Source organism: Micromonospora sp. NBC_01796 (assembly GCF_035917455.1).
Classification (GTDB): domain Bacteria; phylum Actinomycetota; class Actinomycetes; order Mycobacteriales; family Micromonosporaceae; genus Micromonospora_G.
In genome coordinates, this window is the sequence record NZ_CP109078.1 from 3,878,894 (window position 1) to 3,902,312 (window position 23,419).

Here is a 23,419-nt window from a genome sequence, read left to right on the forward strand (position 1 = left end):
TGCCGGGACCCTTGCGTATGCTGGTCTGTCGTGGCTATCTCGCTTGGCATCGTCGGCCTGCCCAACGTCGGCAAGAGCACGCTCTTCAACGCCCTCACCAAGAACGACGTGCTGGCCGCGAACTACCCGTTCGCGACGATCGAGCCCAACACGGGCGTCGTCGGGCTGCCGGACGAGCGGCTGGACAAGCTCGCCGAGATCCACGGGTCGCAGAAGATCCTCCCCGCGCCGGTGACGTTCGTCGACATCGCCGGGCTGGTCCGGGGCGCGTCCAAGGGTCAGGGCCGGGGCAACGCGTTCCTCGCCAACATCCGCGAGGCGGCAGCGATCTGTCAGGTGGTCCGCGCCTTCTCCGACCCGAACGTGGTGCACGTCGACGGCAAGGTCTCGCCGGCCGACGACATCGAGACGATCAACACCGAGCTGATTCTCGCCGACCTGCAGACGCTCGAAAAGGCGCTGCCCCGGCTGGAGAAGGAAGCGCGGATGCGCAAGGACCGGGCGGCGGCGGTGGAGGCGGCCAAGAAGGCGTCCGAGCTGCTCAACACCGGCGTGACCCTCTACTCCGGCGCCGCCCGCGCCGGGATCGAGGTGGAACACCTGCGCGAGCTGCACCTGCTCACCACCAAACCCTTCCTGTACGTCTTCAACGTCGACGAGGCCGAGCTCGGCAACGCCGAGTTCCTTGACGAGCTGCGCCTGCTGGTCGCACCGGCCGAGGCGGTGTTCATGGACGCCAAGGTCGAGTCGGAGCTGATCGACCTGCCGGCGGAGGAGGCCCGCGAACTGCTGGAGTCGATCGGGCAGTCGGAGCCGGGGCTCGACCAGTTGATCCGGATCGGTTTTCGTACGCTCGGGCTCCAGACGTACCTGACGGCGGGGCCCAAGGAGGCACGCGCCTGGACCATCCCGGTCGGGGCGACCGCGCCCGAGGCGGCCGGGGTGATCCACACCGACTTCCAGCGCGGCTTCATCAAGGCCGAGATCGTCTCGTACGAGGATCTGGTCACCGCCGGGTCGATGGCGGCGGCGAAGGCGGCCGGGCGGGTCCGGCTGGAGGGCAAGGACTACGTCATGCAGGACGGCGACGTGGTCGAGTTCAGGTTCAACGTGTAGTGACGTTCCGGTTCAACTCTGACGGAGTCGGCGCCCGGCTCAGCCCTTGCGTCCAGGCAGCAGCCCATTCAGATCGAGCGTGATCGTGAACGGTGTCGTGGTGCGCAGCTCGCTTCGATGAATCGCGCTCGGCACATACGACCGAGTGGGCCCGTCGAGTTCATAGGCGTGGACCACAGGTGATCCATCCTCCTCCTCGATGCGCCAGTAGTTGGCGATGCCGGCTTCCGCATATTTGCGCAGCTTGACCGTACGATCGCGGTGGGCTGACTCCGGGGAGACCACCTCCACGACCAGGAGAGTCTCCTCCGGCGTGTAGAACGTTCGGGACGGATCGTAGGATGCTGCTGCGGCCAAGAGGTCGGGCTCGGGACGATTCCATCTGTCGAGTCGGATCGTGATCTCCCGATCGACCTCGACGCCGGGCGGTGCCTGGGCAGTGATGCTGTTCACCAGCGCGGTCACCACCCGTGCGTGCCAGACCCGCTGGGGAGACATCATGAAGACGAGGGCTCCATCGATCAGTTCGGTATGACGGGGTGCTTCGGCGAGTTTGTCAAGATCTTCGGCGTACCACCCCTCGGGGCGAGGCGGCCGCATCCACTCGGGCACCGCAGTCATGCCGTCACGGTAGCATTCGGTAGTCACGGCTCCGGCCCGCTGAGCTCGACCATCCCGGTGTCGCATGGCGACGGAATCCGGTCGAGTTCAGGTTCAACGTCTGGGCACGGCGCAGCAGTCGGGTGCTCGGCAAGCGGACGGGCCCTCCGATGAGCGCCGAGCATCGCCGCTGGCGGGATGGACGCGCGAATGGCCCCTTTCGTCAGTCCTCGTCGTATTGAACCAGGTCGCGTCGAGTTCAGGTTCGAGGTCTGAAGTCCAGGTGCCCGTCGGAGGTGCAATTCGAGGAGGCCCGGATGCCCGTCGGCTGGGAGTGGGACGAGACGCTGTTCCGGGGCAGTGCGCCCTACTACGAGGCGGGCCGGCTGCCGTACGCCCCCGGGGTGGTCGACGCGCTGACCGACGCGCTGGCGCTCGACGGCACCGGGCGGCTGCTCGACGTCGGCTGCGGGCCCGGCACCGCCACCCTGCCGCTGGCCGGCTCGTTCGAGGAGGCCGTGGGGGTCGACCCGGACACCGACATGCTCGCCGAGGCCCGGCGGCGTGCCGAGCGTGCCGGCATCGGCAACGTCCGATGGGTACGCGCCCGCGCCGAGGACCTGCCCGCCGGTCTCGGCACCTTCCGGGTGGCGATGTTCGCGCAGTCCTTCCACTGGATGGCGCGTGACCGGGTGGCCACGACGATTCGCGGCATGCTTCAACCGGGCGGTGCTTTCGTCCAGCTCAGCGACGTCAAGGAGCCGGTGTCGACAACCGACCTCCCGTTCCCGGCGCCCCCGTACGCCGCCATCGCCGAACTCGTACGCGACTACCTGGGACCGGTACGCCGAGCCGGTCAGGGCGTGCTGCGCAGCGGGACACCCGGCGACGAGGCGGCCGTGCTGAGCCGGGCGGGCTTTGCCGCTCCACTGCGGTTGCGGGTGCCGGCCGGCGCCGTGTTGGAGCGGTCGGTGGACGACGTGGTCGCCACGGTCTACTCACTCTCCTTCTCCGCGCCCCACCTCTTCGGCGAGCGCCGGGAACGTTTCGAGGACGACCTCCGGAGACTGCTGCATCGGGCGGCGGACCACGGCAGGTTCGCGCAGCGGGTGCCCGACAGTGAACTGTTCGTCTGGCGTACGACGGATCGCTAGCCGGTACGGGCGGGGTGACGGTTCCGACGCCCCCGTTAGTTGCCGGAACCATCACCCTCGCGGCCGGTGCCGGCCCCCCGACACCACACCCCCGGCACCAGGAGGATGGTGCCGGCCCTTCGCCCCCGACAGCGCTCGTCGGTACTGGAACCAGCTTGACCAACTCGGTCGGAATCCGGAATGGGTTGACCTTGTCCCGGACATGTCGGTAGCTGTCCGGCCTGCTCAGGACGGGTGTGGACGATCTGTCCGGGACGACCGGAGGGGGTATGCGGGCTGGGGCTCCGGCTTGCGCGGGTGCCGGGCATCGACGTGTACTGGTGCGGAAGGGTGTCTGACGGTGACCAGTACCTCGGGGGGAACGCGTGTTGCGCAACGACGCCGACCGGACCGACGTCGCGTCGGTGGCCACGGCCGGCGACTACGTCGCACTGCTGCGAGGCATCCGGGAAGAGTCCGGACTGACCTATCGGGAGATCGAGCGCCGCTCCGCGGCTGCCGGCCACTGGTTGCCACGGAGCACGCTGGCGAACTCGCTCGGTCGCGCCACCCTGCCCCGTGAGGATCTGGTGGTCGCGCTGCTGACCGCCTGCGGCCGAAAGCCGGGGGAGGTGCAGTGCTGGCTGTCGGTCCGGGAACGGATCGCGGTCGGCCAGGTCGAGCGGGCAACGGCCGCCTCGGCGGATCCGCCCTCGACAGGCTCGCCCTCGGCGGCCTCGACCCCGCCGGCCTCGACCCCGCCGGAGCTTGGGAGGCGGCGCTGGCGGCTGCGTGGTCGGCGGGCGGCGATCCTCATGACGTGTGTGCTGCTCACCGCCCTGGCGGCTGTTTTTGTGGTGGCGGTCGGGCCGTCCGCCAACGCCCGGCGTACGGAGGTTCCGCTGCTGCTGTCGGGTTCCTGCCCGGCCGCTCTGGAGATGGGGGCGAACAGTCGCTGCGTACAGGAGTTGCAGGAGCGGTTGCAGGCCCACGGCTTCGGCCTGCCGGCGGATGGCTGGTTCGGGCCGTACACCGGAACCCGGGTGATGGCGTTCCAGGTCATGTCCGGGCTGCCGTCGACGGCGATCGTGGACGAGCGGGTGAAACGCGCCCTGTACGCCGAGCCGATCAACGCCCCCTCCTGGCCGAGGAGCGAGATCAAGCGGACTCTGCGGGAGGCGTTCCCGGAGGATCCGGCCAGCGCGGTGCAGCTTGCCACCTGCCTGTCACAGCTTGACCCGTACTGGATCCAGGGTGCTCCGGACGGGTCGCGGCGGTGGGGGCTCTTCCAGTTCTCCGACCGGGAGCTGATCGCGCTCGGGGTCGAGCCCCGGGTGGCGCTGGACCTGCGGTGGAACGTGCAGGCGGCCCGGACCGTGTGGAGCCGTACCGGGGACTTCCGGCACTGGAAGTGTGCCGCCCCGATCTGAGCCGGCCGCTCCGGGGATCTCAGGAGATGTACTGGAGGATCACGTTGTGTACGTGGTGGCTCTTCTGGTCACCGCGGAACTCGACCTCGTACGTGTGCGTACCGACGTGGATGGCGATCGCGCCGGTGGAGAAGAAGGACCCGCCCCAGGACTTGTTGCTCACCACGCTCACACTCGTGATCTTCGAGTACGGGATGCTGGTGATGGCGAACTTCTTGCCGACGAACGACTTGTCCTGGATGATCACCCGGCGGTTGGTCAGGCCGATGAAGCCGGTGCCGGTGCCGATCGCGTCGTAGACCGCGATGATCTGCTCACCGTCGAGCAGCCCGCTCTGGATCTGCTGGAACTGCTCGCGCCGGTCGTACGTGACGTTGTTTGCCATACGGCCGAGGGTAGGAGCGGCCCGCCACCCGGCCCCGCCCCGCCGTTGCCCGTGGTGATGGTTCAGCTCGGGCGGAGCGGGTAACCCCCGCCGTGATCTCGGTCCGGATCGGCTCCGTCCGTCAGCGCGCTCCCGCGCTGCCGGCCGACTCGATCACGAAACGCATCGACGGGATCCTTGCCGGCTGGGCGGAGGCGAGCAGGACCAAACTGCGCGACCGGTTCCGTCAGCTCGAGATCAACATCATGGTCGCGGTCCAGGCCGGTGTCGCGGCGGCGCTCGCCTGGGGCATAGCGCACGAGGTCCTGAACACCCCGCAACCGGTGTTCGCGCCCGCGGCCGCGGTGGGCACGATCGCCTCGTCCGTGGGTCAGCGCCTGCCCCGGACCATCGCGCTGATCCTCGGGGTAGCCGTGGGCATCGGGTTCGGCGACCTGTTGATGCTGCTCGCCGGCAACGGTCCATGGCAGTTGGGGGTGATCGTCGGGCTCGCCGTGATCGGCGCGCTCCTGCTCAGTGGCCGGGGCGTGCTGGTGGCACAGGCGGGCGGTACGGCGGTGCTGATCGCGGCCCTCTCCCCCGAGGTGGGCGAGCTCGAGTACCCACGGTTCGTGGACGCCCTGATCGGTGGCGGGGTGGGGTTGGTGGTCGTCCTCCTGCTCCTGCCGCTGAATCCGCGTCGGGTGGTGCAGCGGGCGGCCAGCTATCCGATCGAGGAGTTGGCCCGGCAGTTGAAGGTGACCGCGCAGGCACTGAGCGACCGGAACGAGGCCCGGCTCGGTCAGGCGGTGGAGGGGCTCGGGGCGATCGAGTCGGATCTGGAGAACCTGAAGACGGCGGTGGAGGGGGCGAAGGAGGTGGTCCAGCTCTCGCCCGCACGATGGCACCGGCGGCAGACGCTGGCGCTGTTCGCCCAGGGGGCCGAGCACATGGACCACGCGGTGTGGAGCAGTCGCGGCCTGGCCCGGCGTGCGGTCGGACTGATCGAGGACAACGAGCCACTGCCGGCGGGTCTGCCGATCGCGGTCGACCGGCTCTCCGAGGCGGTGCTCATGCTGCACGACGAGTTCCGTCACGGCCGGGTTCCGGAGGAGGCGCGCAGACGGGTGCTCCGTGCGGTCCACGAGGCCACCCTCGCGTACGAGGACGGGGTCGAGCTGTCGGGCGCGGCGGTCGTGGCCCAGGTCAGATCCGCGGCCACCGACCTGTTGCGGGCGACCGGGATCGACAACGACGATGCCAACCGGTTGATCCACCAGGCGGCCGAGTCCGCCGTCGGGTCGTGAGGGGACGCCCGGCGGGGTCAGTCGCTGCTGGTGACGCCGCGGTAGACGTCCTCGATCCGGGCGGCGAGGGTGACCACGTTCTCGGTGATCGTGTCCTCGTCGGGCGCACCGATCTTGATCTGGGTGTGGCCGTCGAGTCGGCGGATCTCGGGGCGGATGTGCACCGCGTCTGCCACGATCTTGATACGTTCGGTCAGCGCCGCGTGCTGGGTGTCGTCGAGAATGAGGGTGCGCTTGAGTTGGCGCCCCTCGCGAAGCCAGCCGGGCAGTAGGGTGAGCGCGTCTGTCAGGTAGTCACGCTGGGATCGATTGCGCCAGAGCGCACGCTTCACGATGCCTCCCAAGCGTCGTTGCCGGCTTGTGGCCAAATCGTCGCTATCCCGTGTCCTAGTCGGTGCCCCCTAGTCTGTCGCCGGCCGGCTGGTGTGTCCACGTCCACAGTTCCGTGTTCTTTTGCCCTACGGTCTACCCAAGGCACCCGAACCGCCGATTGATCTGGCACCGTTGATGCCCGTGCAGACCGAACGGGCGAGTGGGGACGACAGTGGCGGTTACAGCAGCGATTCATCTGATCACGCAACGCGAAGAATGAGGGTTATTGTCGGGGCCGCCATCATCGAGGGCGGACGCGTACTCGGCTGTGCTCGGGCGAAACCGCCGGAGGTAGCTGGAAAATGGGAGTTTCCCGGCGGGAAAGTCGAACCCGGTGAAACCGAGGTCGCCGCGCTGGTCCGGGAGTGTGTCGAGGAACTGGCCGTACGGATCGAGGTCGGCGACCGGGTCGGTACGGACGTCCCGCTCGCCCACGGCCGGGCGGTTCTCCGGATCTACCGGGCCCGGCTCCTCGGCGGGGACCAGCCGCAACGCCTCGAGCACGCCGAGCTGCGGTGGCTCGCTGCCGACGAGCTCGACCAGGTGCCCTGGCTGCCCGCGGACGAGCCGATCGTGGACGCCCTCCGCCCACTGCTGACCGCCACCGACTAGCGGTACGGAAGCACGTCGGCGACCGCGTACCGGGCGGGAGTGGTCCTGGACGGTATCCGTCAGTCGTGGAGAAATGCACCGGGGAATGCGTTGATCGGCGGATGAGCGGGGTGTCGTACCAGAAGGGCCTGGAAGGGGCTGTCATGCCCCAATGGGTGTTGTGACCGGAATACGACGAGGGATCGGCGGACAACCGCCGATCCCTCGTTGACGTACGGCTGAATGCGCCGAATCAGTCCTTCTGGTCCGGGTGCGCGTAGTTCAGGTGGTCGGCCGGCAACGGGAAGCTCACGTCGTCACCGAAGGGCGACGGCGCGGCCGGCCGGTCGAAGGTGAACTCGCTGAGCGGCATCTTGCCCCGCTCGTCCACCATGGGGGTGGTCGGGTGTGGCACCTGCCGGTGCCAGTTCACCCCGCGCTGCCCCTGCTCCTCGGCTGCCACGTCACCGGACGCGCCCCCGTGGGAATGCGCCTCGGGGACGGCCGGATCGGTGCGTGCACCGCTCTCGTTGCCGTCCGTCTGACCCCGTCGGAATATCTTGCTACCAAGCCACACAAGAGGATCGTACCTGCGATCGACCACGCGTTCCTTCATCGGGATGATCGCGTTGTCTGTGATCTTGATGTGCTCGGGGCAAACCTCCGAGCAGCACTTGGTGATGTTGCAGTAGCCGAGGCCCTGGGACGCCTGGGCGTACTCCTTGCGGTCGGTCTTGGTGTCCAGCGGGTGCATGTCCAGCTCGGCGGCCCGGATGAAGTAACGCGGGCCGGAGAACGCGACCTTGTTCTCCTCGTGGTCACGTACCACGTGGCAGGTGTTCTGGCACAGGAAGCACTCGATGCACTTGCGGAACTCCTGCGACCGCTCGACGTCGACCTGCTTCATCCGGTAGTCGCCGGGGGCGACGTCCGTCGGCGGGGCGAACGCGGGCGTCTCACGGGCCTTCTCGTAGTTGAACGAGACGTCCGTGACCAGGTCCCGGATCACCGGGAACGTACGCAGCGGGGTGACCGTGACCGTGTCGGTCTCCTCGAAGGTCGACATCCGGGTCATGCAGCCCAGCCGGGGCATGCCGTTGATCTCCATCGAGCAGGAGCCGCACTTGCCGGCCTTGCAGTTCCAGCGGCAGGCCAGGTCGGGCGCCTCGGTGGCCTGGAGTCGGTGGATGACGTCGAGGACAACCTCGCCCTCGTTCACCTCGATCTGGTAGTCCTGCAGGTCGCCGCCGGTCTCGTCGCCCCGCCAGACCTTGAAGTGGCGCTTGGTGCCCATTACTTGCCCGCCTCCTCAGCGTGCACGCCGCCGGTGCGTACGCCCTCGCTGAGGGCATCGAAGTCGGCCAGCTCGTCTTCGGTCAGGTACTTGGACAGCTCGGTGCGGTCGAAGAGCTGGATCAGCTCCGCCCGCATCTTCGGCAGGGGCTTGTGCTCCAGCCGTACCTTGTCGCCGTCGAGCGAGCAGACCAGGTTGACCATGCGCCAGTCCGGCGCCATCTTCGGGAAGTCCTCCCGGGTGTGCCCGCCGCGCGACTCCTCGCGCTCCAGCGCCGCCTTCGCGGTGCACTCCGAGACGATCAGCATGTTGCGCAGGTCGAGCGCCAGGTGCCAGCCCGGGTTGTACCGCCGGCCCCCGGTCGCACCCACCTTCGCCACCCGCTCCCGCAGGTCGGCCAGGCGGACCAGGGCGTCCTCCAGCTCGCCCTTGCGCCGGATGATGCCGACCAGGTCGCCCATCACCGCCTGGAGGTCCTGCTGCAGCTTGTACGGGTTCTCGCCGTCCGGCCGCTCCAGCGGAGCCAGGGCCCGGTCCACCGAGGCCGCGACGTCGGTCGCCGACACCTTCGGGCGCGAGGTCAGCCCGTCGGCGTACGAGGCGGCGTGGCCGCCCGCGCGCCGGCCGAAGACCAGCAGGTCGGACAGCGAGTTGCCGCCGAGCCGGTTGGAGCCGTGCATCCCGCCGGAGACCTCACCGGCGGCGAACAGCCCGTGGATGTGACCGTGTGCCGCCGCGGTGTCCGGGTCGACCTCGACCCCGCCCATCACGTAGTGGCAGGTCGGACCGACCTCCATCGGCTGCTTGGTGATGTCGACGTCGGCCAGCTCCTTGAACTGGTGGTACATCGACGGAAGTCGCCGCTTGACCTCCTCGGCCGGCAGCCGGCTGGCGATGTCCAGGTAGACGCCACCGGCCGGGGTGCCGCGCCCCGCCTTCACCTCGCTGTTGATCGCGCGGGCGACCTCGTCGCGGGGGAGCAGCTCGGGCGGGCGCCGGTTGTTGTCCGGGTCGGAGTACCAGCGGTCCGCCTCCTCCTCGGTCTCCGCGTACTGCTTGCGGAAGACGTCGGGGACGTAGTCGAACATGAACCGCTTGCCGTCGGAGTTCTTCAGGACGCCGCCGTCACCCCGGACCGACTCGGTGACCAGGATGCCCTTCACCGACGGCGGCCAGACCATGCCGGTCGGGTGGAACTGGAGGAACTCCATGTTGATCAGGGTGGCGCCGGCGCGCAGGGCCAGCGCGTGCCCGTCCCCGGTGTACTCCCAGGAGTTCGAGGTGACCTTGTACGACTTGCCGACCCCGCCGGTGGCGAGGACCACGGACGGCGCCTCGAACAGGACGAACTCGCCGGACTCCCGGTAGTAGCCGAACGCCCCGGCGACCCGGGGGCCGTCCGGGCCGGACGAGTCGAGCAGCAGCTCGGTGATGGTGGTCTCGGCGAACACCTTGATCCGGGCGTCGTAGTCGCCGAACTCCCGCTTGTCCTCCTGCTGCAGCGAGACGATCTTCTGCTGCAGGGTACGGATCAGTTCCAGCCCGGTCCGGTCACCGACGTGCGCCAGGCGCGGGTACTCGTGGCCACCGAAGTTGCGCTGCGAGATCTTGCCGTCCTTGGTGCGGTCGAAGAGCGCACCGTACGTCTCCAGCTCCCAGATCCGCTGCGGCGACTCCTTCGCGTGCAGCTCGGCCATCCGGAAGTTGTTCAGGAACTTGCCGCCGCGCATGGTGTCCCGGAAGTGGACCTGCCAGTTGTCCCGGCTGTTCACGTTCCCCATGGCCGCCGCCGCGCCGCCCTCGGCCATCACCGTGTGGGCCTTGCCGAACAGCGACTTGGAGATGATCGCGGTGCGCTTGCCGGCCATCCGGGCCTCGATCGCCGCCCGCAGGCCGGCGCCGCCGGCCCCGATCACGACGACATCGTAGTGGTGCCGTTCGATTCGCGTAGTCATGTCAGGCCCTCAGTTGATGAACCGCAGGTCGCCGAACCAGTCGGCGGACAGCGCCATGATGTAGAAGTCGGTGAACGCCAGCGTGCCCAGCGTGATCCAGGCGAGTTGCATGTGTCGGGTGTTGAGTTTGGACACGAAGGTCCAGAAGCGGTAGCGCACCGGGTGCTTGGAGAAGTGCTTCAGCCGGCCACCGGCGATGTGCCGGCAGGAGTGGCAGGAAAGCGTGTACGCCCACAGCGCGATCACGTTGATCCACAGGATCACGTTGCCCAGCCCGAAGCCGAAGCCCTCGGGGCTGCGGAAGGCGAGAACGGCGTCCCAGGTGTTGATCAGCGAGATGATCCCGGCGGCGTAGAACGCGTACCGGTGCGCGTTCTGGAAAATGAGCGGGAAGCGCGTCTCGCCACTGTAGGTCTTGTGTCCGTCCGGGACGGCGCAGGCCGGCGGGGAGAGCCAGAAGGCCCGGTAGTAGGCCTTGCGGTAGTAGTAGCAGGTGAGCCGGAAGAGCAGCAGGAACGGCAGGGTCAGCGCGGCGTCCGGGATGATCCACCAGCCCGGCAGGATCCGGCCGAAGTGCGCGGCCTCGGGGACACAGGTCTGGGTCACGCAGGGCGAGTAGAACGGGGTCAGATAGTGATAATCCTCGACCCAGTAGAAGTCGTGCATGAACACCCGGACCGTGGCGTAGGTGACCCAGGCGCCGAGCCCGATGACCGTGATCAGCGGCGCGAGCCACCAACGGTCGGTACGCAACGTCCTCGCCGCAATGGCGGCGCGCGGTCGCGCACCCCTCGGCCTCGTTGCCGTCGTAGTCATTCCTATGTCTCCCTGACAGGGCCCTGTCTGGCTGACGGGCACGGATGGTCTTCCGGCGGGGGTGCACGGAGGCAGCGATGCAAACCCACAGCCGCGCCACCCGCGCGTAGTACACCAGGACCTATGCCTTCCGGCGCAGTTCGGCGTACACGTTACGCCGCACGCCGGGCGTACGATGCGCAAGGGAGTCTCGCGTGTGTCCTACCGGTTACGAAAGCCCCAGCCCCTATTCCGGGCGTGGTTGTGCAGAACTTCACTCATGATCGTGAGCGCGGATGACGCCGGTGATCAGCCGGAGGCACCGCCGGTGAAGTTCCACGAGGCGAGTCGCAGCGCCGGTGCCGACCACCAGGACGCGTCCCAACTGTCCGGCAGCAGTGACGCGTACCGGCCGATGCCGAGGACCGAGCCGGGGGCGAGGGCCTGCGGGTACGACTGGGTGAAGCGGAAGTTCTGCACCGCCGTGGTCACCTGGCCATCCTCGACCAGCCACACCCCGTTGCGGGTAAGACCGGTGATGACCAGGGACTTCGGGTCCAGGACCCGGGTGTACCAGAAGTCGGTGACCAGGAGTCCACGTCGTACACCGGCGATCAGGGCGGCGGTGTCGGAGTCGACGACCGGCCCGTCGACCTCGGTCGGCGCGGTGCCGTCCCCGGCCGAGCCGTCCGGCAGCAGTCGCAGGTTGGTCGGTACCGCGCCGAAGGACGCGCCACCGGCGATCGCGTGCCCGGTCGAGGTCGCGCCCGCCTCGGCCGCGGTCCGGCGGTCGTGCGCGACCGTACGGGTGACGCCCTGCTCGACCAGCGCGATCCGGCGCTTGGGCGTGCCCTCGGCGTCGAACGGCAGGCCGAGCGTGCCGAGCGCGTCGTCGACCAGCGTGATCGCCGGGTCGAACTGCGCCGCGCCCGGTTCGGCGAAGGACCGCCGCTCGTTGTACGCCTTGCCGTTGAAGCCGAAGAGGGCGAAGTTCTGCAGGATGTCGACCACCGCGGTCGGTTCGAGTACCACCTCGTAGCGCCCCGGTGCGAGTTCGACCGGTGCCGCCGCGGCGCGTGCCTTGGCCGCCGCCCGCGCGCCGAGCACCGCCCCGTCCAGATCGGAGAGCCGGCCGGTGTTGCGCCGGGCCACCCCGTCGATGCCCCCGGTGCGGGCCACCCCGTCCATCGCGGCCTCGGCCGACCGGCCGGTCACCGCCTGCCCGGCGCTGTTCGCGAACGCGCCGGCCCAGTTCACCGTACGGCAGTAGCCGGCCGTCTCCAGCCCGCCGGCCGCCTCGACGAACGCCCGTACCCGATCGGCCCGGTCGTCCGGGGACGCGTTCGCGGTCGCCTCGTCCCAGTTGCCCGGTCCGGCCACCGGCGACGTCTGGGTCAGCCCCGGCCACGCCTGGTCGGGCGGGCAGAGCCGGGCGGCGGCGACGGTCCGCTCGACCAGGCCGCGCAGTCCCTCGTCGGTGACGACGGTGCTGGAGCCGGCGGCGGTCCGACCGTCGACGTGCAGCCGCAGCCGCAGGCCGGTGGTCTCGTCGGCCACGTTCTGGTGGATGGACGAGTTCGCGAACCGGGTCAACGCCCGGTCGGTGTACGTGACGGCGGCTTCCGCTTCGGCGTCCGGGCCGGCGATCTCCCGGACCAGTTCCACCACCCGACCGGCGAGATCGAGTTCCCGGCTCATCGAGACAGTTCCCTTCGCTTGTCGCGTACCGCCATGGTTGCCGTGCCGGTCATCCGCGTACCCCCACCCGGACGTTGGTGAAGCGGGCCGGTGCGGCCGGGTGGCCGGTGTGCCCGACCTGGCCGGGCTGGCCCTTTCCACAGTTGGGGGTGCCCCAGGCGACCGTCTCGCCGGAGAGCATGTCCATCGAGCGCCAGAACTGCGGCCCGATCCCGGTGTACGTGGGGTTGCGCAGCATCCGACCCCGCCGACCGTTCTTGATCTCCCACCCGACCTCGCAGCCGAACTGGAAGTTGAGCCGCTTGTCGTCGATCGACCAGGACCGGTTGATGTCCATCAGGATGCCGTCGTCGGTGGCGTCGATGATCTCGTCGAGGGTGTGCGGTCCCGGCTCCAGGCCGACGTTCGTCATCCGTACCATCGGCAGCCGCGACCAGCCGTCGGAGCGCACGCTGCCGGCGTAGTCGAGCCCGGCGACGGCGGCCGAGTCGCGTCCGGCCAGGACGCCCACCCAGCGGCCCTCGCGGACCGCGTCGCGTTTGGTCGCCGGGGTGCCCTCGTCGTCGAAACCGAAGCTGCCCAGTGCGCCGGGGATGGTCGGGTCGATGGTGATGTTCATCAGCTCGGAGCCGTACCGGAGCTGACCGAGCTGGGTGAGGTCGAGCCAGGAGGTGCCGGCGAAGGCGGCCTCCCAGCCGAGGATCCGGTCCAGCTCGATGGCGTGCCCGACCGACTCGTGGATCTGCAACGCGAGCTGCTCGCCGCCGAGGATCAGGGTGGTCTCGCCGGAGGGGCACATCGGTGCGGTGAGCAGCTCGCGGGCCTCCTGGGCGATCCGGGCCGCGTGCGCGCCGAGGTCGAGCGAGTCGACCAGCTCCCACCCGCTGGTGCCGTACTGGCCGCGGTAGCTGGGGTAGGAGCGGCGCTGGGTCTCCCCGTCGCCGATCACGGTGGCGGAGATGCCCGCCCCGCACTCGCGTACGTGCTGGTCGATCCGGTGTCCCTCGCTGGAGACGAACCACTTGCTGGTGTCCCAGATCTGGTAGAGCCCCTCGGCGACGTCGGCACCGTTCTCGTGCGAGATCTTGGTCGCGTGCACCAGCAGGTCGCCCTTGTCGGACAGGGCGACCGACAGCGGGTCGACCGCGCAGGCCGAGGCCCAGGATCCGCTCTGCCCGCCGGTCGGGACCAGGTCGACGGCGGGACCGGGCACGCGGGCACTGGCCTTGGCGATCCGCGCGGCGCGGGTGCCGGCCGTCCGGGCGGCGGCGTCGGAGAGATCGGGTACGGCGAAGAAGCCCCAACTCGAGCCGACCAGCGCCCGTACGCCGATGCCGGCGTCCTCGTCCTGGGACAGTTCCTCGATCTCGCCGTTGCGGGCGGACATCGACTCGTAGCGCCGGTGCATCACCCGCGCGTCGGCGTAGCGCGCGCCCGCGTCCAGCGCTGCCTGCACCGCGGCCGTGGCCACGTCGAAGTGGGTCATGACCCGACCCTAAACGAGATCGCCGCTCAGCGGCGGGGCAGCAGGGCGGTCGGGTTGATCTCGGCGGTCACCGGTTCGGTGAGGTGCAGGGTGTCGCCGGGCTTGGTCACCGACTGCTCGACGTAGTGGCTGCCCTGGAGTCGGTAGAGGTGCAGTGCCCCGGTGTCCTGCTCGACCAGGAGGTACCAGGGGATGCCGGCGGCGGCGTAGTAGTGCATCTTCAGCACCTTGTCGGCGGACGCGTTGCTCGGCGAGATGATCTCGCAGACCAGGTGTACGTCGGCGGCCTCGACGACCGGCTGGTCGAAGTCGATCTCTCCGGTGATGACCAGGTCCGGGATGGGCATCCGGCCCGGTCGGAGCCGGACGTTCACCGCCTCCAGCACGTGCAGGCCGACAGTCTCCGCGCCCGGGTCGAGGGCGCCTGCCAGCCGCCGCGAGAGGTGCTGGTGGCGGGGGGTGGGTGCCGGGGTCACGTAAAGGCTCCCGTCGAACAGTTCCACGCGTTCCGGAGTTTCGCCGAGCGCCAGGTACTCCGCTTCGGTCCACGGCCCGGCGTGCCCGAACAGCGCCGAGGTCATGGTCACCTCCGACTTTTCCCGGCGAACAGCGTCGCATGGCGACTTTCCGCTGCTCAGTCTCGCACAGACGCACGATTTACGAGGTCCGCGAAGCCGCGAGGATTCGGCGGCTATGGGTCACGCACGGTAATGGTCGATCAGATCTTGCGGGGCGCGGTGGGAGCGGGTGGGGCGGAGTCGTCGGGGGTTGCGCGATCCGGTTTACGGGTTGTCCGGTGGCCGGTTCGGTCGGGGGTTGTCAACGCGTCAGCCAGTTATGTTAACGGTTCAATCGCGGTGGAATCAGGACAGTGGGCTGAGACCGTCCTCGATGCGGAGTCGTTACTGTTTGCCGGCTGACACGCCCGATTTTGTAGCTTAGTTTCGCCCTCTACCCCCGTCGTAGGCGTTTTCCGGCGACACGCACCGGGCTCACCGGCTGTGACGAACGGAGATCCAGTTCCGACGGGAGTGGAGAAAGGCGGTCGAGGAGCATGCCCGGATTACCGCGTCAGCGGGTGGACGACGGTCCATACCTGCGGGTCGATGACCTCAAGGTGCGCTTCGATACCCCGGACGGTTCGGTGCGTGCCGTGGACGGCGTCTCGTTCACCGTCGACCGTGGTCGTACGCTCGGCATCGTCGGCGAGTCGGGCTCCGGCAAGAGCGTGACCAGCCTGGCCGTACTCGGGTTGCACGACCCGAGGCGGACTCGGGTCAGCGGCGAGATCCGGGTGGGTGGGCGGGACATCGTCGGCCGACCGGAGGAGGAGATCCGCCGGCTGCGCGGGCGGGACATGGCAATGATCTTCCAGGATCCGCTGTCCGCACTCCATCCGTACTATTCGGTCGGGCGGCAGATCGGTGAGGCGTACCGGATCCACCATCCGGACGCGAGTCGGCGGCAGGCCCGCCAGCGGTCGATCGATCTGCTGGACCGGGTCGGTATTCCACAGCCGGACAAGCGGATCGACCAGTATCCACACGAGTTCTCCGGCGGCATGCGTCAACGGGCGATGATCGCGATGGCGCTGGTCAATGACCCGGACCTGCTGATCGCCGACGAACCCACCACCGCCCTCGACGTCACCGTGCAGGCCCAGATTCTCGACCTGCTGGCCGATCTCCAGGCCGAGTTCAACTCCGCGATCATCCTGATCACGCACGACCTCGGGGTGGTCAGCCAGGTGGCACACGAGGTCCTGGTGATGTACGGCGGACGGGCGGTCGAGCACGGCAGCGTCGAGCAGGTGCTCCGCCGGCCGCAGCATCCGTACACCTGGGGTCTGCTGGCAAGCGTGCCGTCGTTGCGCGGTGCGCCGGACGCGGACCTGGTGCCGATCGGTGGCAATCCGCCGAGTCTGATCAACCTGCCGCCGGGCTGCGCGTTCCACCCCCGGTGCCGGTACGCCGACCGCAACGGCGACCGGTCCCGCACCGACGTCCCGGAACTGCGGCAGGTGCAGGAACGCGGCCACCTGGTCGCCTGCCACCTGGCCGAGCCCGAACGCAAACGGCTCTACGCCGAGGAGATCGCCGCAGCGGGGGCCGACCGATGACCGAGCCGTTGCTGCGGGTCGAGGGACTCGTCAAACACTTCCCGGTACGCGGCGGCTGGCGCTCCCCGGCGCTGGTCCGTGCGGTCGACGGCGTCGACTTCGAGGTACGCGCCGGCGAGACGCTCGGCCTGGTCGGTGAGTCCGGGTGCGGCAAGACCACCACCGGTCGGATGCTGGTCCGGCTGCTCGAACCGAGCGGGGGACGGATCACCTTCGAGGGGCGGGACATCACCCACGCCCGACGTGGTGAGCTGCGCCCGCTCCGCCAGGACCTCCAGATCATCTTCCAGGACCCGTTCGCCTCGCTGAACCCGCGACACACGGTCGGCCGGATCGTGGCGATGCCGTTGCAGGTCAACGGGATCAAGCCGGCCGGCGGCGTCCGGGCGCGGGTACGCGAACTGCTGGAACTGGTCGGGCTGAACCCGGAGCACTACAACCGCTACCCGCACGAGTTCTCCGGCGGGCAACGACAGCGGATCGGGATCGCGCGGGCGCTGGCCCTGCAACCGAAGCTGATCGTCGCCGACGAGCCGGTCTCCGCGCTGGACGTGTCGATCCAGGCGCAGGTGATCAACCTGCTCCGGCAGTTGCAGCGCGAACTGGACCTCGGTTTTGTCTTCATCGCCCACGACCTCGCCGTGGTCCGGCACTTCTGCCAGCGGGTGGCGGTGATGTACCTCGGCAAGATCGTCGAGGTGGGCGACCGGGCCGACATCTACGCCCGGCCACAGCATCCGTACACCCGGGCTCTGCTCTCGGCCATCCCGGACGTCACCCGGCTGGGCCCGACCGGGCGGATCCGGCTCACCGGTGACGTACCGACGCCGTTGGATCCGCCGTCCGGGTGCCGGTTCCGGACCCGGTGCTGGAAGGCGCAGGAGATCTGCGCCTCGACCGAACCCGAACTCGTTTCGCGCGACGGCGGTCGGCAGCTCACCGCCTGCCACTTCCCGGAGAAGGGGGACCTGGCATGAGCGAGCAACAGGTGGTCGCGCAGGCGGCGGTGGTCGACGGCGCAGGCGGGCTGGAGCCGGGTGCCGTACCGGCCGGTGGCGGGGGGTTCGTCGGCCGGTCGCCGGGACAGCTCGCCTGGCTGCGGCTGCGCCGCGACCGGGTCGGCCTGGCCAGCGGCGGGGCACTGCTCTTTTTCATCCTGCTGGCCCTCGCCGCGCCGCTGGTCGAGCGGCTGTACGGCAAGGGCCCGCTGGAGCGGTTCCCGGAACGGCTGGACCGCAACGGGTTCCCGCTCGGGTACGCCGGGGTGGACGCCGACCACTGGCTCGGCATCCAGCCCAACCTGGGGCGGGACGTGTTCATCCAGCTCGTCTACGGGCTGCGTACGTCGCTGCTGGTGGCGTTCACCGCGGCCCTGCTCACCATCGGGCTCGGCATCCTGGTCGGAGTGGTCGCCGGTTACCTGGGCGGGCGGATCGACGCCGTGCTGACCTGGTTCATCGACCTGACCATGGCGTTCCCGTTCTTCATCTTCTGCTTCGCGTTCATCCCGGTCGCGGTCAACCAGTTCTACGGCGTACGCGACGCCGAGGCGTCCTGGTTCCGGCCGATGCTGCTGATCGCCATCTTCGTCCTGTTCAACTGGACCTACACCGCCCGGCTGGTCCGGGGACAGGTGCTGTCGCTGCGGGAGCGGGAGTTCGTCGACGCGGCCCGCGCCGCCGGGGCGGGACTCGGGCACATCCTGTTCCGGCAACTGCTGCCGAACCTGTGGGCGCCGATCCTGGTCACCTTCTCGCTGAACGTACCGGCGTTGATCACCGCCGAGGCCGCGCTGTCGTTCCTCGGCATCGGGATCCTCGAACCCACCCCGGACCTGGGTCGGTTGATCAGCGACAGCGTCGACTTCATCCGGGAGGTGCCGACCTTCACCATCGTCGGCGGCACCACGCTCTTCCTGCTCGTGCTCTCCTTCAACCTCTTCGGTGACGCGCTGCGGGATGCGCTGGACCCGAAGTCGACCCGATAGGGGGCGGCGACGATGCTCCGTTTCTTCGTACGGAAGCTGCTGCTCGCGGTGAGCACGCTGTTCGCGGTCAGCGTGCTGACGTTCGGACTCTTCTTCGCCGTACCGAACAATCCGGCCGAGCTGATGTGCGGCAACGGCAAGGTGTGCAGCCCGGAACGGCTGGAGATGATCGAGCGCCGGATGGGCCTGGACGTGCCGGTGCCGCAGCAGTACGGCGCCTTCATGAAGGGGATCTTCGCCGGTCGTACGATCGGCGAGGGTGACGCCGCCCGCGAGTGCCCTCGCCCCTGCCTGGGGTTCTCCTTCCGCAACGACGAACCGGTGTCGCGGATCGTCGGGCGGACCCTGCCGGTGACGCTGAGCCTGGTCGCCGGGGCGGCGGTGGTCTGGCTGCTGATCGGGGTCTCGGTCGGGATGATCTCGGCGCTGCGCCGGGGGACCGTGTTCGACCGGCTGGCGGTCGGCTTCTCGCTGGTCGGGGCGTCCATGCCGATCCTGCTCTTCGGGCCGCTGCTGCTGATCGTCTTCGTCTACGAGACCGGTTGGCTGAGCTATCCGCGTTACGTGCCGCTCACCGAGAACCCGTTGGCCTGGGCGAGCGCGATGATCCTGCCCTGGCTGGCGCTGGGCTTCCTCAACTCGGCCTCGTACGCCCGGCTGTCCCGGGCCCAGATGCTGGAGACGCTCACCGAGGACTTCGTCCGTACGGCGAGGGCGAAGGGCCTGCCCAAGGCCACCGTGTACGGCCGGCACGCGCTCCGGGCGGCGATCACCCCGATCGTCACCATCGCCGGGCTGGACCTCGGCACGTACCTCGGCGGCACGGTGATCACCGAGACCATCTTCGGCTTCACCGGCCTGGGCAAGGCGTCGCTGAACGCGGCGATCAACCTCGACATGCCGGTGGTGATGGCCACCGTCCTGCTCGCCGCGGTTTTCATCGTGGCCGCGAACGTGGTGGTCGACGCCCTCTACGCGGTGATCGACCCGCGAGTACGACTGGGCTGACCCGGCCGGCGTCGTCGGCGCCGCCGCCCGCTGCCCGGTAACCGAAGGAAAGTTCTGTCAACCAACGGTGGAGGCGCACTTTTCCTTCATCGGAGTCGAACGGGAGGACCGACTGATGCGAACAGGACGTGCGGTGGCCGTGACGGGCGTCGCGCTGCTGCTGGCCTCGGCGCTGGCGGCGTGCTCGGAGAACACCGGGGACACCGACGCAGGGCCCGACGACGGCAACATCCAGCAGCAGACCAGCGCGATCGCCACCGACCCGAAGGAATCGCAGGGACCGGCACCGGAGATCGCCGGGGCCAAGCGGGGCGGCACCATCCGGACCATCGTCCAGCAGGACTTCGAGCACCTCGACCCGCAACGTACGTACCTGGTGGGGGCGATGGCCGCCGAGCACCTGCTGGTCCGGACGCTGACCCAGTTCCGCGAGGACGGCAAGGGCAAACTCACCCTGGTCGGTGACCTCGGTGAGACGCCCGGCAAGGACGTCAACGGCGACTGCAAGGTCTGGGAGTACAAGATCAAGCAGGGCGTCAAGTACGAGGACGGCACCGACGTCAAGGCGGCCGACGTCGCGTACGGCATCGCCCGCTCGTTCGAGGAGTCGATCGACGGGGGTCCGACGTACATCCAGGAGTGGCTGGCCGACAACCAGGCCTACAACGCGAACTACAAGGGCCCGTACACCTCAGGCAGCACCACCGTGCCGGGGCTGACCACGCCGGACGACCGTACGCTGGTCTTCACGTTCGCCAAGCCGCACTGCGACCTGCCGTTCGCGGCCTCCCTGCCCACCACGGCGCCGGTGCCGCAGGCCAAGGACACCAAGACCGAGTACGACCGCAGGATTTTCTCCTCCGGCCCGTACAAGATCAAGGAGTACCTCAAGGACACCCGGCTGGTGCTGGAGCGCAACCCGCACTGGAAGGCGGAGACCGACCCGCTGCGGCACGACTACCCGGACAGCTTCGTCTGGGAACTCGGCCCGGACGACACCGCCCAGACCGAGCGGATCATCGCCGACGCCGGTGACGACGCGTACGCGATCAGCACCGACGGCGCCCCGCAGGCACTGGTCAACCAGGTGCTGAACAACCCTTCGCTGAAGGAGCGGACGATCTCGGCGCCGCAGCCGTTCGTGCACTACCTGAGCATCAACAACGAGCGGATCAAGGACATCAACGTCCGCAAGGCCATCGCGTACGCGATCGACAAGCAGGGCATCGTGCTCACCCAGGGCGGCGACGCCGGTGGCAAGGTCACCAACACCCTGCTCGCCGACAGCACGATCGGGTGGAAGAACTACCCCAACCCGTGGGACGGCGGCCCGAACGGCAACCCGGAGAAGGCGAGGGAACTGCTCGGCGGACAGAAGATCAAGCTGGTCTTCATGGCCCGGAGCAACGCGTTCGGCCAGGTCACCGCGCCGGTGGTCAAGGAGAGCCTGGAAAAGGCCGGCTTCGAGGTCGTGGTGAAGACCGTCGAGACCCCGCAGCACAACCCGACCGCCCGGACCCGGGGCAACGAGTACGACATCTACATCTCGAACTGGGCCGCCGACTGGCCCAGCGCGGCCTCCACCATCCCGGTCCTCTGGGACGGTCGCAGCCTCGGCCCGAAGGGCAACTCGAACGTGTCGTACTTCAACTCCGACGAGGTCAACCAGAAAATCGACGAGGTGAGCGCCCTGCCGGCCGGTGAGGCCGGACCGAAGTGGGCCGAGATCGATCAGTTGATCAACGAGAAGTACGTCCCGGTGGTGCCGCTGTTCCAGGCGTACTTCACCGGCGTGGTGGGCTCGAAGGTCGGCGGGGTCTTCTTCTCCGACGTCATCGGCACCCACGTGCTCTACAACGCGTACGCCAAGTAGGCGCACCGGTCGGGGAGGGGCCGCGTGCTCCTCCCCGACCCCTCACAGGTGGCGGCGGAGGAAGTCGAGTTCGAGGCGGAGCAGGCGCTCGGCCGTGCCGCCCGCGGCCATGTGGGTGGCACCGGTCAGCGGGATCATCGCGTGCGGGCGGCCGGTGGCCAGCATCGCCGCCGACAGGCGCAGGGTGTGCGCGGCCACCACGTTGTCGTCGACCATCCCGTGCACCAGCAGCATCGGCCGGGCGTCGTCCGGGGTGACCGGCGGCTCACCGGCGATCTCCAGCAGGCTGTGGTGGGCGTACACCTCCGGGCTGTCGTCCGGCAGGCCGAGATAACGCTCGGCGTACGCGGTGTCGTAGAGGCTCCAGTCGGTCACCGGCGCCCCGACGATGGCGCACCGGAACAGGTCGGGCCGGCAGAGCGCCGCCAGCCCGGCCAGCCAACCCCCGAACGACCAGCCACGGATCGCCACCCGGCCCAGATCCAGGTCCGGGTGCTTGCCGGCGAGCGCGGTCAACGCGTCCACCTGGTCGAGCATGATCACGTCGGCGAGCCGCCGGTGGATCACCTTCTCGAACGAGGGCGCCACGCCCGGCGTACCCCGGTTGTCGATCGTGACCACGGCGAACCCGGCATCGGCCCACCACTGCCGCTCCAGCCACCGGGACCGGGCGGCCCGCACCTCCTGGACTCCCGGCCCGCCGTAGATGTCGACCAGCACCGGCAGCCGCCGGCCGGCGACGTGGCTGCGCGGGTAGAGCACGGCCGAGGGCAACCGGCGGTCGGTGACCCGTTCCAGCACCGGACGCGGCGCGTACGGCGGGTTCGCGGCCAGCGAGGCCAGCGTGCCCAGCTCCCGGTCGCCCTGCCAGACGGTCCACCGGATCCCCGCGTGGTCCAGCGACGCGGCGCCGACCACCAGCACGTCCCCGCCGACGACCCCGGTGTGCCAGCCCGGATCGGCGGTCAGCCGGCGCGACTCGACCCCGCCGCCGATCGCGGTACGGACCCGGAACAGGTGCTGCTGGCTGGGCTCGCCGTCGCTCGCCTCGACCAGCAGGTCGGCCGCGCCGGACCCGGCCGGCAGCGGGCCGACCACCCGGCGTACGTAGAGCGACGGCGGGGTGAGCAGGGTCCCGTCGGCGAACAGGCACCGGGCGTCGTAACCGTCGTGGGCCAGTTCACCGCCGACCAGGACCCGGCCGTCGGGCAGGTGCCTCGGGGTGCCGGCGACCGGCTCCACCCAGCGCGGATCGGCCAGCTCGGCGTGCACCTGGGTCTCCCCGGTACGCGGGTCGACCGCGAGCACCAGACCGTGCTGCTGCAGCCGGCGCAGGACCGTGATCAGCGGCCCGGTGTCGGCCCACCGCACCGACACCAGGTACGGGTAGGTCTCCCGGTCCCAGTGCACGTCGACCCAGCCGCCGTCCAGGTCGAGCAGGTGCAGGCTCACCTCGGCGTTCGGCCCGCCGGCCCGGGGGTACGCGACACTGCGCGGCAGGCTGGCCGGGTCACCGGGATCGTGCAGGTGCCACCGGGGCAGCCGGGACTCGTCGACCCGGGCGGCGAGGATCGACCGCCCGTCCGGCGCCCACCAGTAGCCCCGGAAGCGGGAGAACTCCTCGGCCGCGATGAACTCGGCCAACCCCCAGCTCACCCCGGCTTCCTCCCCGGCGAGGAGGTTGTCGGTCCCGTCGGCCTCGATCACCCGCAACTGCCCGCCGCACTGGCCGCCGTTGCCGTTGCCGCTGTTCGGGCCGAGCGTGCGGCCGGGGACGCCGGGGCCCTCGGTGACGTACGCCAGCCGTTCCCCGGTCGGGTCGGGGCGGGGGTCGATCACCGGACCGGTGACCGCCACCTCCACCACGTCGCCGTGCACCAGGTCGGCCCGGAAGAGGCGACCGGCCAGGGCGAAGACCGCCACCCGGGCGGCGGGGTCGGTGGCGTACCCGCCGATGCCGCCGGCCTGCAGCCGCTGCCGTTCCCGCAGGGCCTGCTCGGCGGCGGGCAGCGGCACGATCCCGACCGGGTTCGCCGGGTCGGTCTCCAGCAGCATGGCCGGGTCGGCGACCAGCCGTTCCGTCGCCGAGGCGACGTCGAACAGCCAGAGCGCGTCGGCCGGGTCCTCGGGGCCCGCGGACCGGAGGAAAACCACCCGGGAGCCGTCCCCGGCCACCGTCAGCGACCGTGGCGCGCCGTGACTGAACCGGCGGGTACGGGCGGCCAGTTCCGGATACTCCACATCGCCGATCGTAGAGTGGCGCGATCGATGATGGGGCTGAGCTGGTTATC

General features: G+C 69.5%; 20 protein-coding genes. 10 read left to right on the forward strand and 10 right to left on the reverse strand.

The window, feature by feature from the left end; all coding sequences use genetic code 11:
* Positions 1-30 precede the first annotated feature (30 nt).
* Positions 31-1,116 carry a redox-regulated ATPase YchF gene (ychF, locus tag OIE47_RS17925; RefSeq protein ID WP_326562619.1) on the forward strand — a complete coding sequence of 362 codons (1,086 nt, stop codon included), beginning with the start codon at positions 31-33 and terminating at the stop codon, positions 1,114-1,116.
* Between the two features lie 39 nt (positions 1,117-1,155).
* Here the strand turns inward: ychF and OIE47_RS17930 are convergent, their stop codons facing one another.
* Positions 1,156-1,737 (reverse strand): Uma2 family endonuclease, encoded by a 582-nt coding sequence (locus OIE47_RS17930; RefSeq protein WP_326562620.1) that lies wholly within the window; start codon positions 1,735-1,737, stop codon positions 1,156-1,158.
* 296 nt (positions 1,738-2,033) lie between these two features.
* Here OIE47_RS17930 and OIE47_RS17935 point away from each other — a divergent pair, with 296 nt between their 5' ends.
* Together OIE47_RS17935 and OIE47_RS17940 are read left to right on the forward strand one after the other, a co-directional pair.
* Positions 2,034-2,870 carry a class I SAM-dependent methyltransferase gene (locus OIE47_RS17935; protein WP_326562621.1) on the forward strand — a complete coding sequence of 279 codons (837 nt, stop codon included), beginning with the start codon at positions 2,034-2,036 and terminating at the stop codon, positions 2,868-2,870.
* 365 nt (positions 2,871-3,235) lie between these two features.
* A complete protein-coding gene (locus tag OIE47_RS17940) occupies positions 3,236-4,279 on the forward strand; it encodes a peptidoglycan-binding domain-containing protein (RefSeq protein ID WP_326562622.1) in 1,044 nt (347 codons plus the stop codon).
* A gap of 19 nt (positions 4,280-4,298) precedes the next feature.
* Here the strand turns inward: OIE47_RS17940 and OIE47_RS17945 are convergent, their stop codons facing one another.
* Positions 4,299-4,664 carry a PH domain-containing protein gene (locus OIE47_RS17945; RefSeq protein WP_326562623.1) on the reverse strand — a complete coding sequence of 122 codons (366 nt, stop codon included), beginning with the start codon at positions 4,662-4,664 and terminating at the stop codon, positions 4,299-4,301.
* Between the two features lie 92 nt (positions 4,665-4,756).
* Between OIE47_RS17945 and OIE47_RS17950 the strand changes: the two genes are divergently transcribed.
* A complete protein-coding gene (locus OIE47_RS17950) occupies positions 4,757-5,950 on the forward strand; it encodes an FUSC family protein (protein WP_326562624.1) in 1,194 nt (397 codons plus the stop codon).
* A 17-nt stretch (positions 5,951-5,967) separates the two neighbouring features.
* On the opposite strand, the gene OIE47_RS17955 is transcribed toward OIE47_RS17950, so the two are convergent.
* Entirely contained in the window at positions 5,968-6,282 is a 315-nt protein-coding gene (locus OIE47_RS17955) for a 4a-hydroxytetrahydrobiopterin dehydratase (protein ID WP_326562625.1), read from the reverse strand.
* 256 nt (positions 6,283-6,538) lie between these two features.
* On the opposite strand from OIE47_RS17955, the gene OIE47_RS17960 reads away from it, so the two are divergent.
* On the forward strand, positions 6,539-6,934 hold the full coding sequence (locus OIE47_RS17960) for a (deoxy)nucleoside triphosphate pyrophosphohydrolase (RefSeq protein ID WP_326562626.1): 396 nt from the start codon (positions 6,539-6,541) through the stop codon (positions 6,932-6,934).
* 232 nt (positions 6,935-7,166) lie between these two features.
* Here OIE47_RS17960 and OIE47_RS17965 read toward each other — a convergent pair whose 3' ends face one another.
* The 6 genes from OIE47_RS17965 to OIE47_RS17990 form a co-directional block, all read right to left on the reverse strand.
* Positions 7,167-8,207, reverse strand: a complete 1,041-nt coding sequence (locus tag OIE47_RS17965; protein ID WP_326562627.1) for a succinate dehydrogenase/fumarate reductase iron-sulfur subunit — start codon at positions 8,205-8,207, stop codon at positions 7,167-7,169.
* Entirely contained in the window at positions 8,207-10,162 is a 1,956-nt protein-coding gene (locus OIE47_RS17970; protein ID WP_326562628.1) for a fumarate reductase/succinate dehydrogenase flavoprotein subunit, read from the reverse strand. The genes OIE47_RS17965 and OIE47_RS17970 overlap by 1 nt, the downstream gene beginning before the upstream one ends.
* A 9-nt stretch (positions 10,163-10,171) precedes the next feature.
* Entirely contained in the window at positions 10,172-10,978 is an 807-nt protein-coding gene (locus tag OIE47_RS17975; RefSeq protein WP_326562629.1) for a hypothetical protein, read from the reverse strand.
* A gap of 288 nt (positions 10,979-11,266) precedes the next feature.
* Positions 11,267-12,655 carry a TldD/PmbA family protein gene (locus OIE47_RS17980; protein WP_326562630.1) on the reverse strand — a complete coding sequence of 463 codons (1,389 nt, stop codon included), beginning with the start codon at positions 12,653-12,655 and terminating at the stop codon, positions 11,267-11,269.
* A gap of 49 nt (positions 12,656-12,704) precedes the next feature.
* A complete protein-coding gene (locus OIE47_RS17985; protein ID WP_326562631.1) occupies positions 12,705-14,141 on the reverse strand; it encodes a TldD/PmbA family protein in 1,437 nt (478 codons plus the stop codon).
* Positions 14,142-14,167: 26 nt separating this feature from the next.
* The gene (locus OIE47_RS17990; RefSeq protein ID WP_326562632.1) at positions 14,168-14,722 is read right to left on the reverse strand and encodes a Uma2 family endonuclease; all 555 of its coding nucleotides are present in this window, start codon (positions 14,720-14,722) and stop codon (positions 14,168-14,170) included.
* A 473-nt stretch (positions 14,723-15,195) separates the two neighbouring features.
* Here OIE47_RS17990 and OIE47_RS17995 point away from each other — a divergent pair, with 473 nt between their 5' ends.
* The 5 genes from OIE47_RS17995 (at position 15,196) to OIE47_RS18015 (ending at position 21,128) form a co-directional block, all read left to right on the forward strand.
* A complete protein-coding gene (locus OIE47_RS17995) occupies positions 15,196-16,260 on the forward strand; it encodes an ABC transporter ATP-binding protein (protein ID WP_326562633.1) in 1,065 nt (354 codons plus the stop codon).
* Positions 16,257-17,237 (forward strand): ABC transporter ATP-binding protein, encoded by a 981-nt coding sequence (locus OIE47_RS18000; RefSeq protein ID WP_326562634.1) that lies wholly within the window; start codon positions 16,257-16,259, stop codon positions 17,235-17,237. The genes OIE47_RS17995 and OIE47_RS18000 overlap by 4 nt, the downstream gene beginning before the upstream one ends.
* Positions 17,234-18,247, forward strand: coding sequence for an ABC transporter permease (locus tag OIE47_RS18005; RefSeq protein WP_326562635.1), 1,014 nt, complete (start codon positions 17,234-17,236; stop codon positions 18,245-18,247). Before OIE47_RS18000 ends, OIE47_RS18005 begins: the two co-directional genes overlap by 4 nt.
* A 12-nt stretch (positions 18,248-18,259) precedes the next feature.
* Positions 18,260-19,255 (forward strand): ABC transporter permease, encoded by a 996-nt coding sequence (locus OIE47_RS18010; protein ID WP_326562636.1) that lies wholly within the window; start codon positions 18,260-18,262, stop codon positions 19,253-19,255.
* A gap of 115 nt (positions 19,256-19,370) precedes the next feature.
* A complete protein-coding gene (locus OIE47_RS18015; protein ID WP_326562637.1) occupies positions 19,371-21,128 on the forward strand; it encodes an ABC transporter substrate-binding protein in 1,758 nt (585 codons plus the stop codon).
* A gap of 42 nt (positions 21,129-21,170) precedes the next feature.
* Here the strand turns inward: OIE47_RS18015 and OIE47_RS18020 are convergent, their stop codons facing one another.
* Positions 21,171-23,369 (reverse strand): S9 family peptidase, encoded by a 2,199-nt coding sequence (locus OIE47_RS18020; protein ID WP_326562638.1) that lies wholly within the window; start codon positions 23,367-23,369, stop codon positions 21,171-21,173.
* Positions 23,370-23,419 lie beyond the last annotated feature (50 nt).

Bases quoted from the DNA above. Each gene is read 5' to 3' on its own strand.
- OIE47_RS17965 (WP_326562627.1), bottom strand. From the start codon at position 8,207: ATGGGCACCAAGCGCCACTTCAAGGTCTGGCGGGGCGACGAGACCGGC.
- OIE47_RS18005 (WP_326562635.1), top strand. From the start codon at position 17,234: ATGAGCGAGCAACAGGTGGTCGCGCAGGCGGCGGTGGTCGACGGCGCA.
- OIE47_RS17980 (WP_326562630.1), bottom strand. From the start codon at position 12,655: ATGAGCCGGGAACTCGATCTCGCCGGTCGGGTGGTGGAACTGGTCCGG.
- OIE47_RS18010 (WP_326562636.1), top strand. From the start codon at position 18,260: ATGCTCCGTTTCTTCGTACGGAAGCTGCTGCTCGCGGTGAGCACGCTG.
- OIE47_RS17945 (WP_326562623.1), bottom strand. From the start codon at position 4,664: ATGGCAAACAACGTCACGTACGACCGGCGCGAGCAGTTCCAGCAGATC.
- OIE47_RS17935 (WP_326562621.1), top strand. From the start codon at position 2,034: ATGCCCGTCGGCTGGGAGTGGGACGAGACGCTGTTCCGGGGCAGTGCG.
- OIE47_RS18000 (WP_326562634.1), top strand. From the start codon at position 16,257: ATGACCGAGCCGTTGCTGCGGGTCGAGGGACTCGTCAAACACTTCCCG.
- OIE47_RS17930 (WP_326562620.1), bottom strand. From the start codon at position 1,737: ATGACTGCGGTGCCCGAGTGGATGCGGCCGCCTCGCCCCGAGGGGTGG.
- OIE47_RS17995 (WP_326562633.1), top strand. From the start codon at position 15,196: ATGCCCGGATTACCGCGTCAGCGGGTGGACGACGGTCCATACCTGCGG.
- OIE47_RS17960 (WP_326562626.1), top strand. From the start codon at position 6,539: ATGAGGGTTATTGTCGGGGCCGCCATCATCGAGGGCGGACGCGTACTC.
- OIE47_RS17990 (WP_326562632.1), bottom strand. From the start codon at position 14,722: ATGACCTCGGCGCTGTTCGGGCACGCCGGGCCGTGGACCGAAGCGGAG.
- OIE47_RS18015 (WP_326562637.1), top strand. From the start codon at position 19,371: ATGCGAACAGGACGTGCGGTGGCCGTGACGGGCGTCGCGCTGCTGCTG.
- OIE47_RS17985 (WP_326562631.1), bottom strand. From the start codon at position 14,141: ATGACCCACTTCGACGTGGCCACGGCCGCGGTGCAGGCAGCGCTGGAC.
- OIE47_RS17975 (WP_326562629.1), bottom strand. From the start codon at position 10,978: ATGACTACGACGGCAACGAGGCCGAGGGGTGCGCGACCGCGCGCCGCC.
- OIE47_RS17970 (WP_326562628.1), bottom strand. From the start codon at position 10,162: ATGACTACGCGAATCGAACGGCACCACTACGATGTCGTCGTGATCGGG.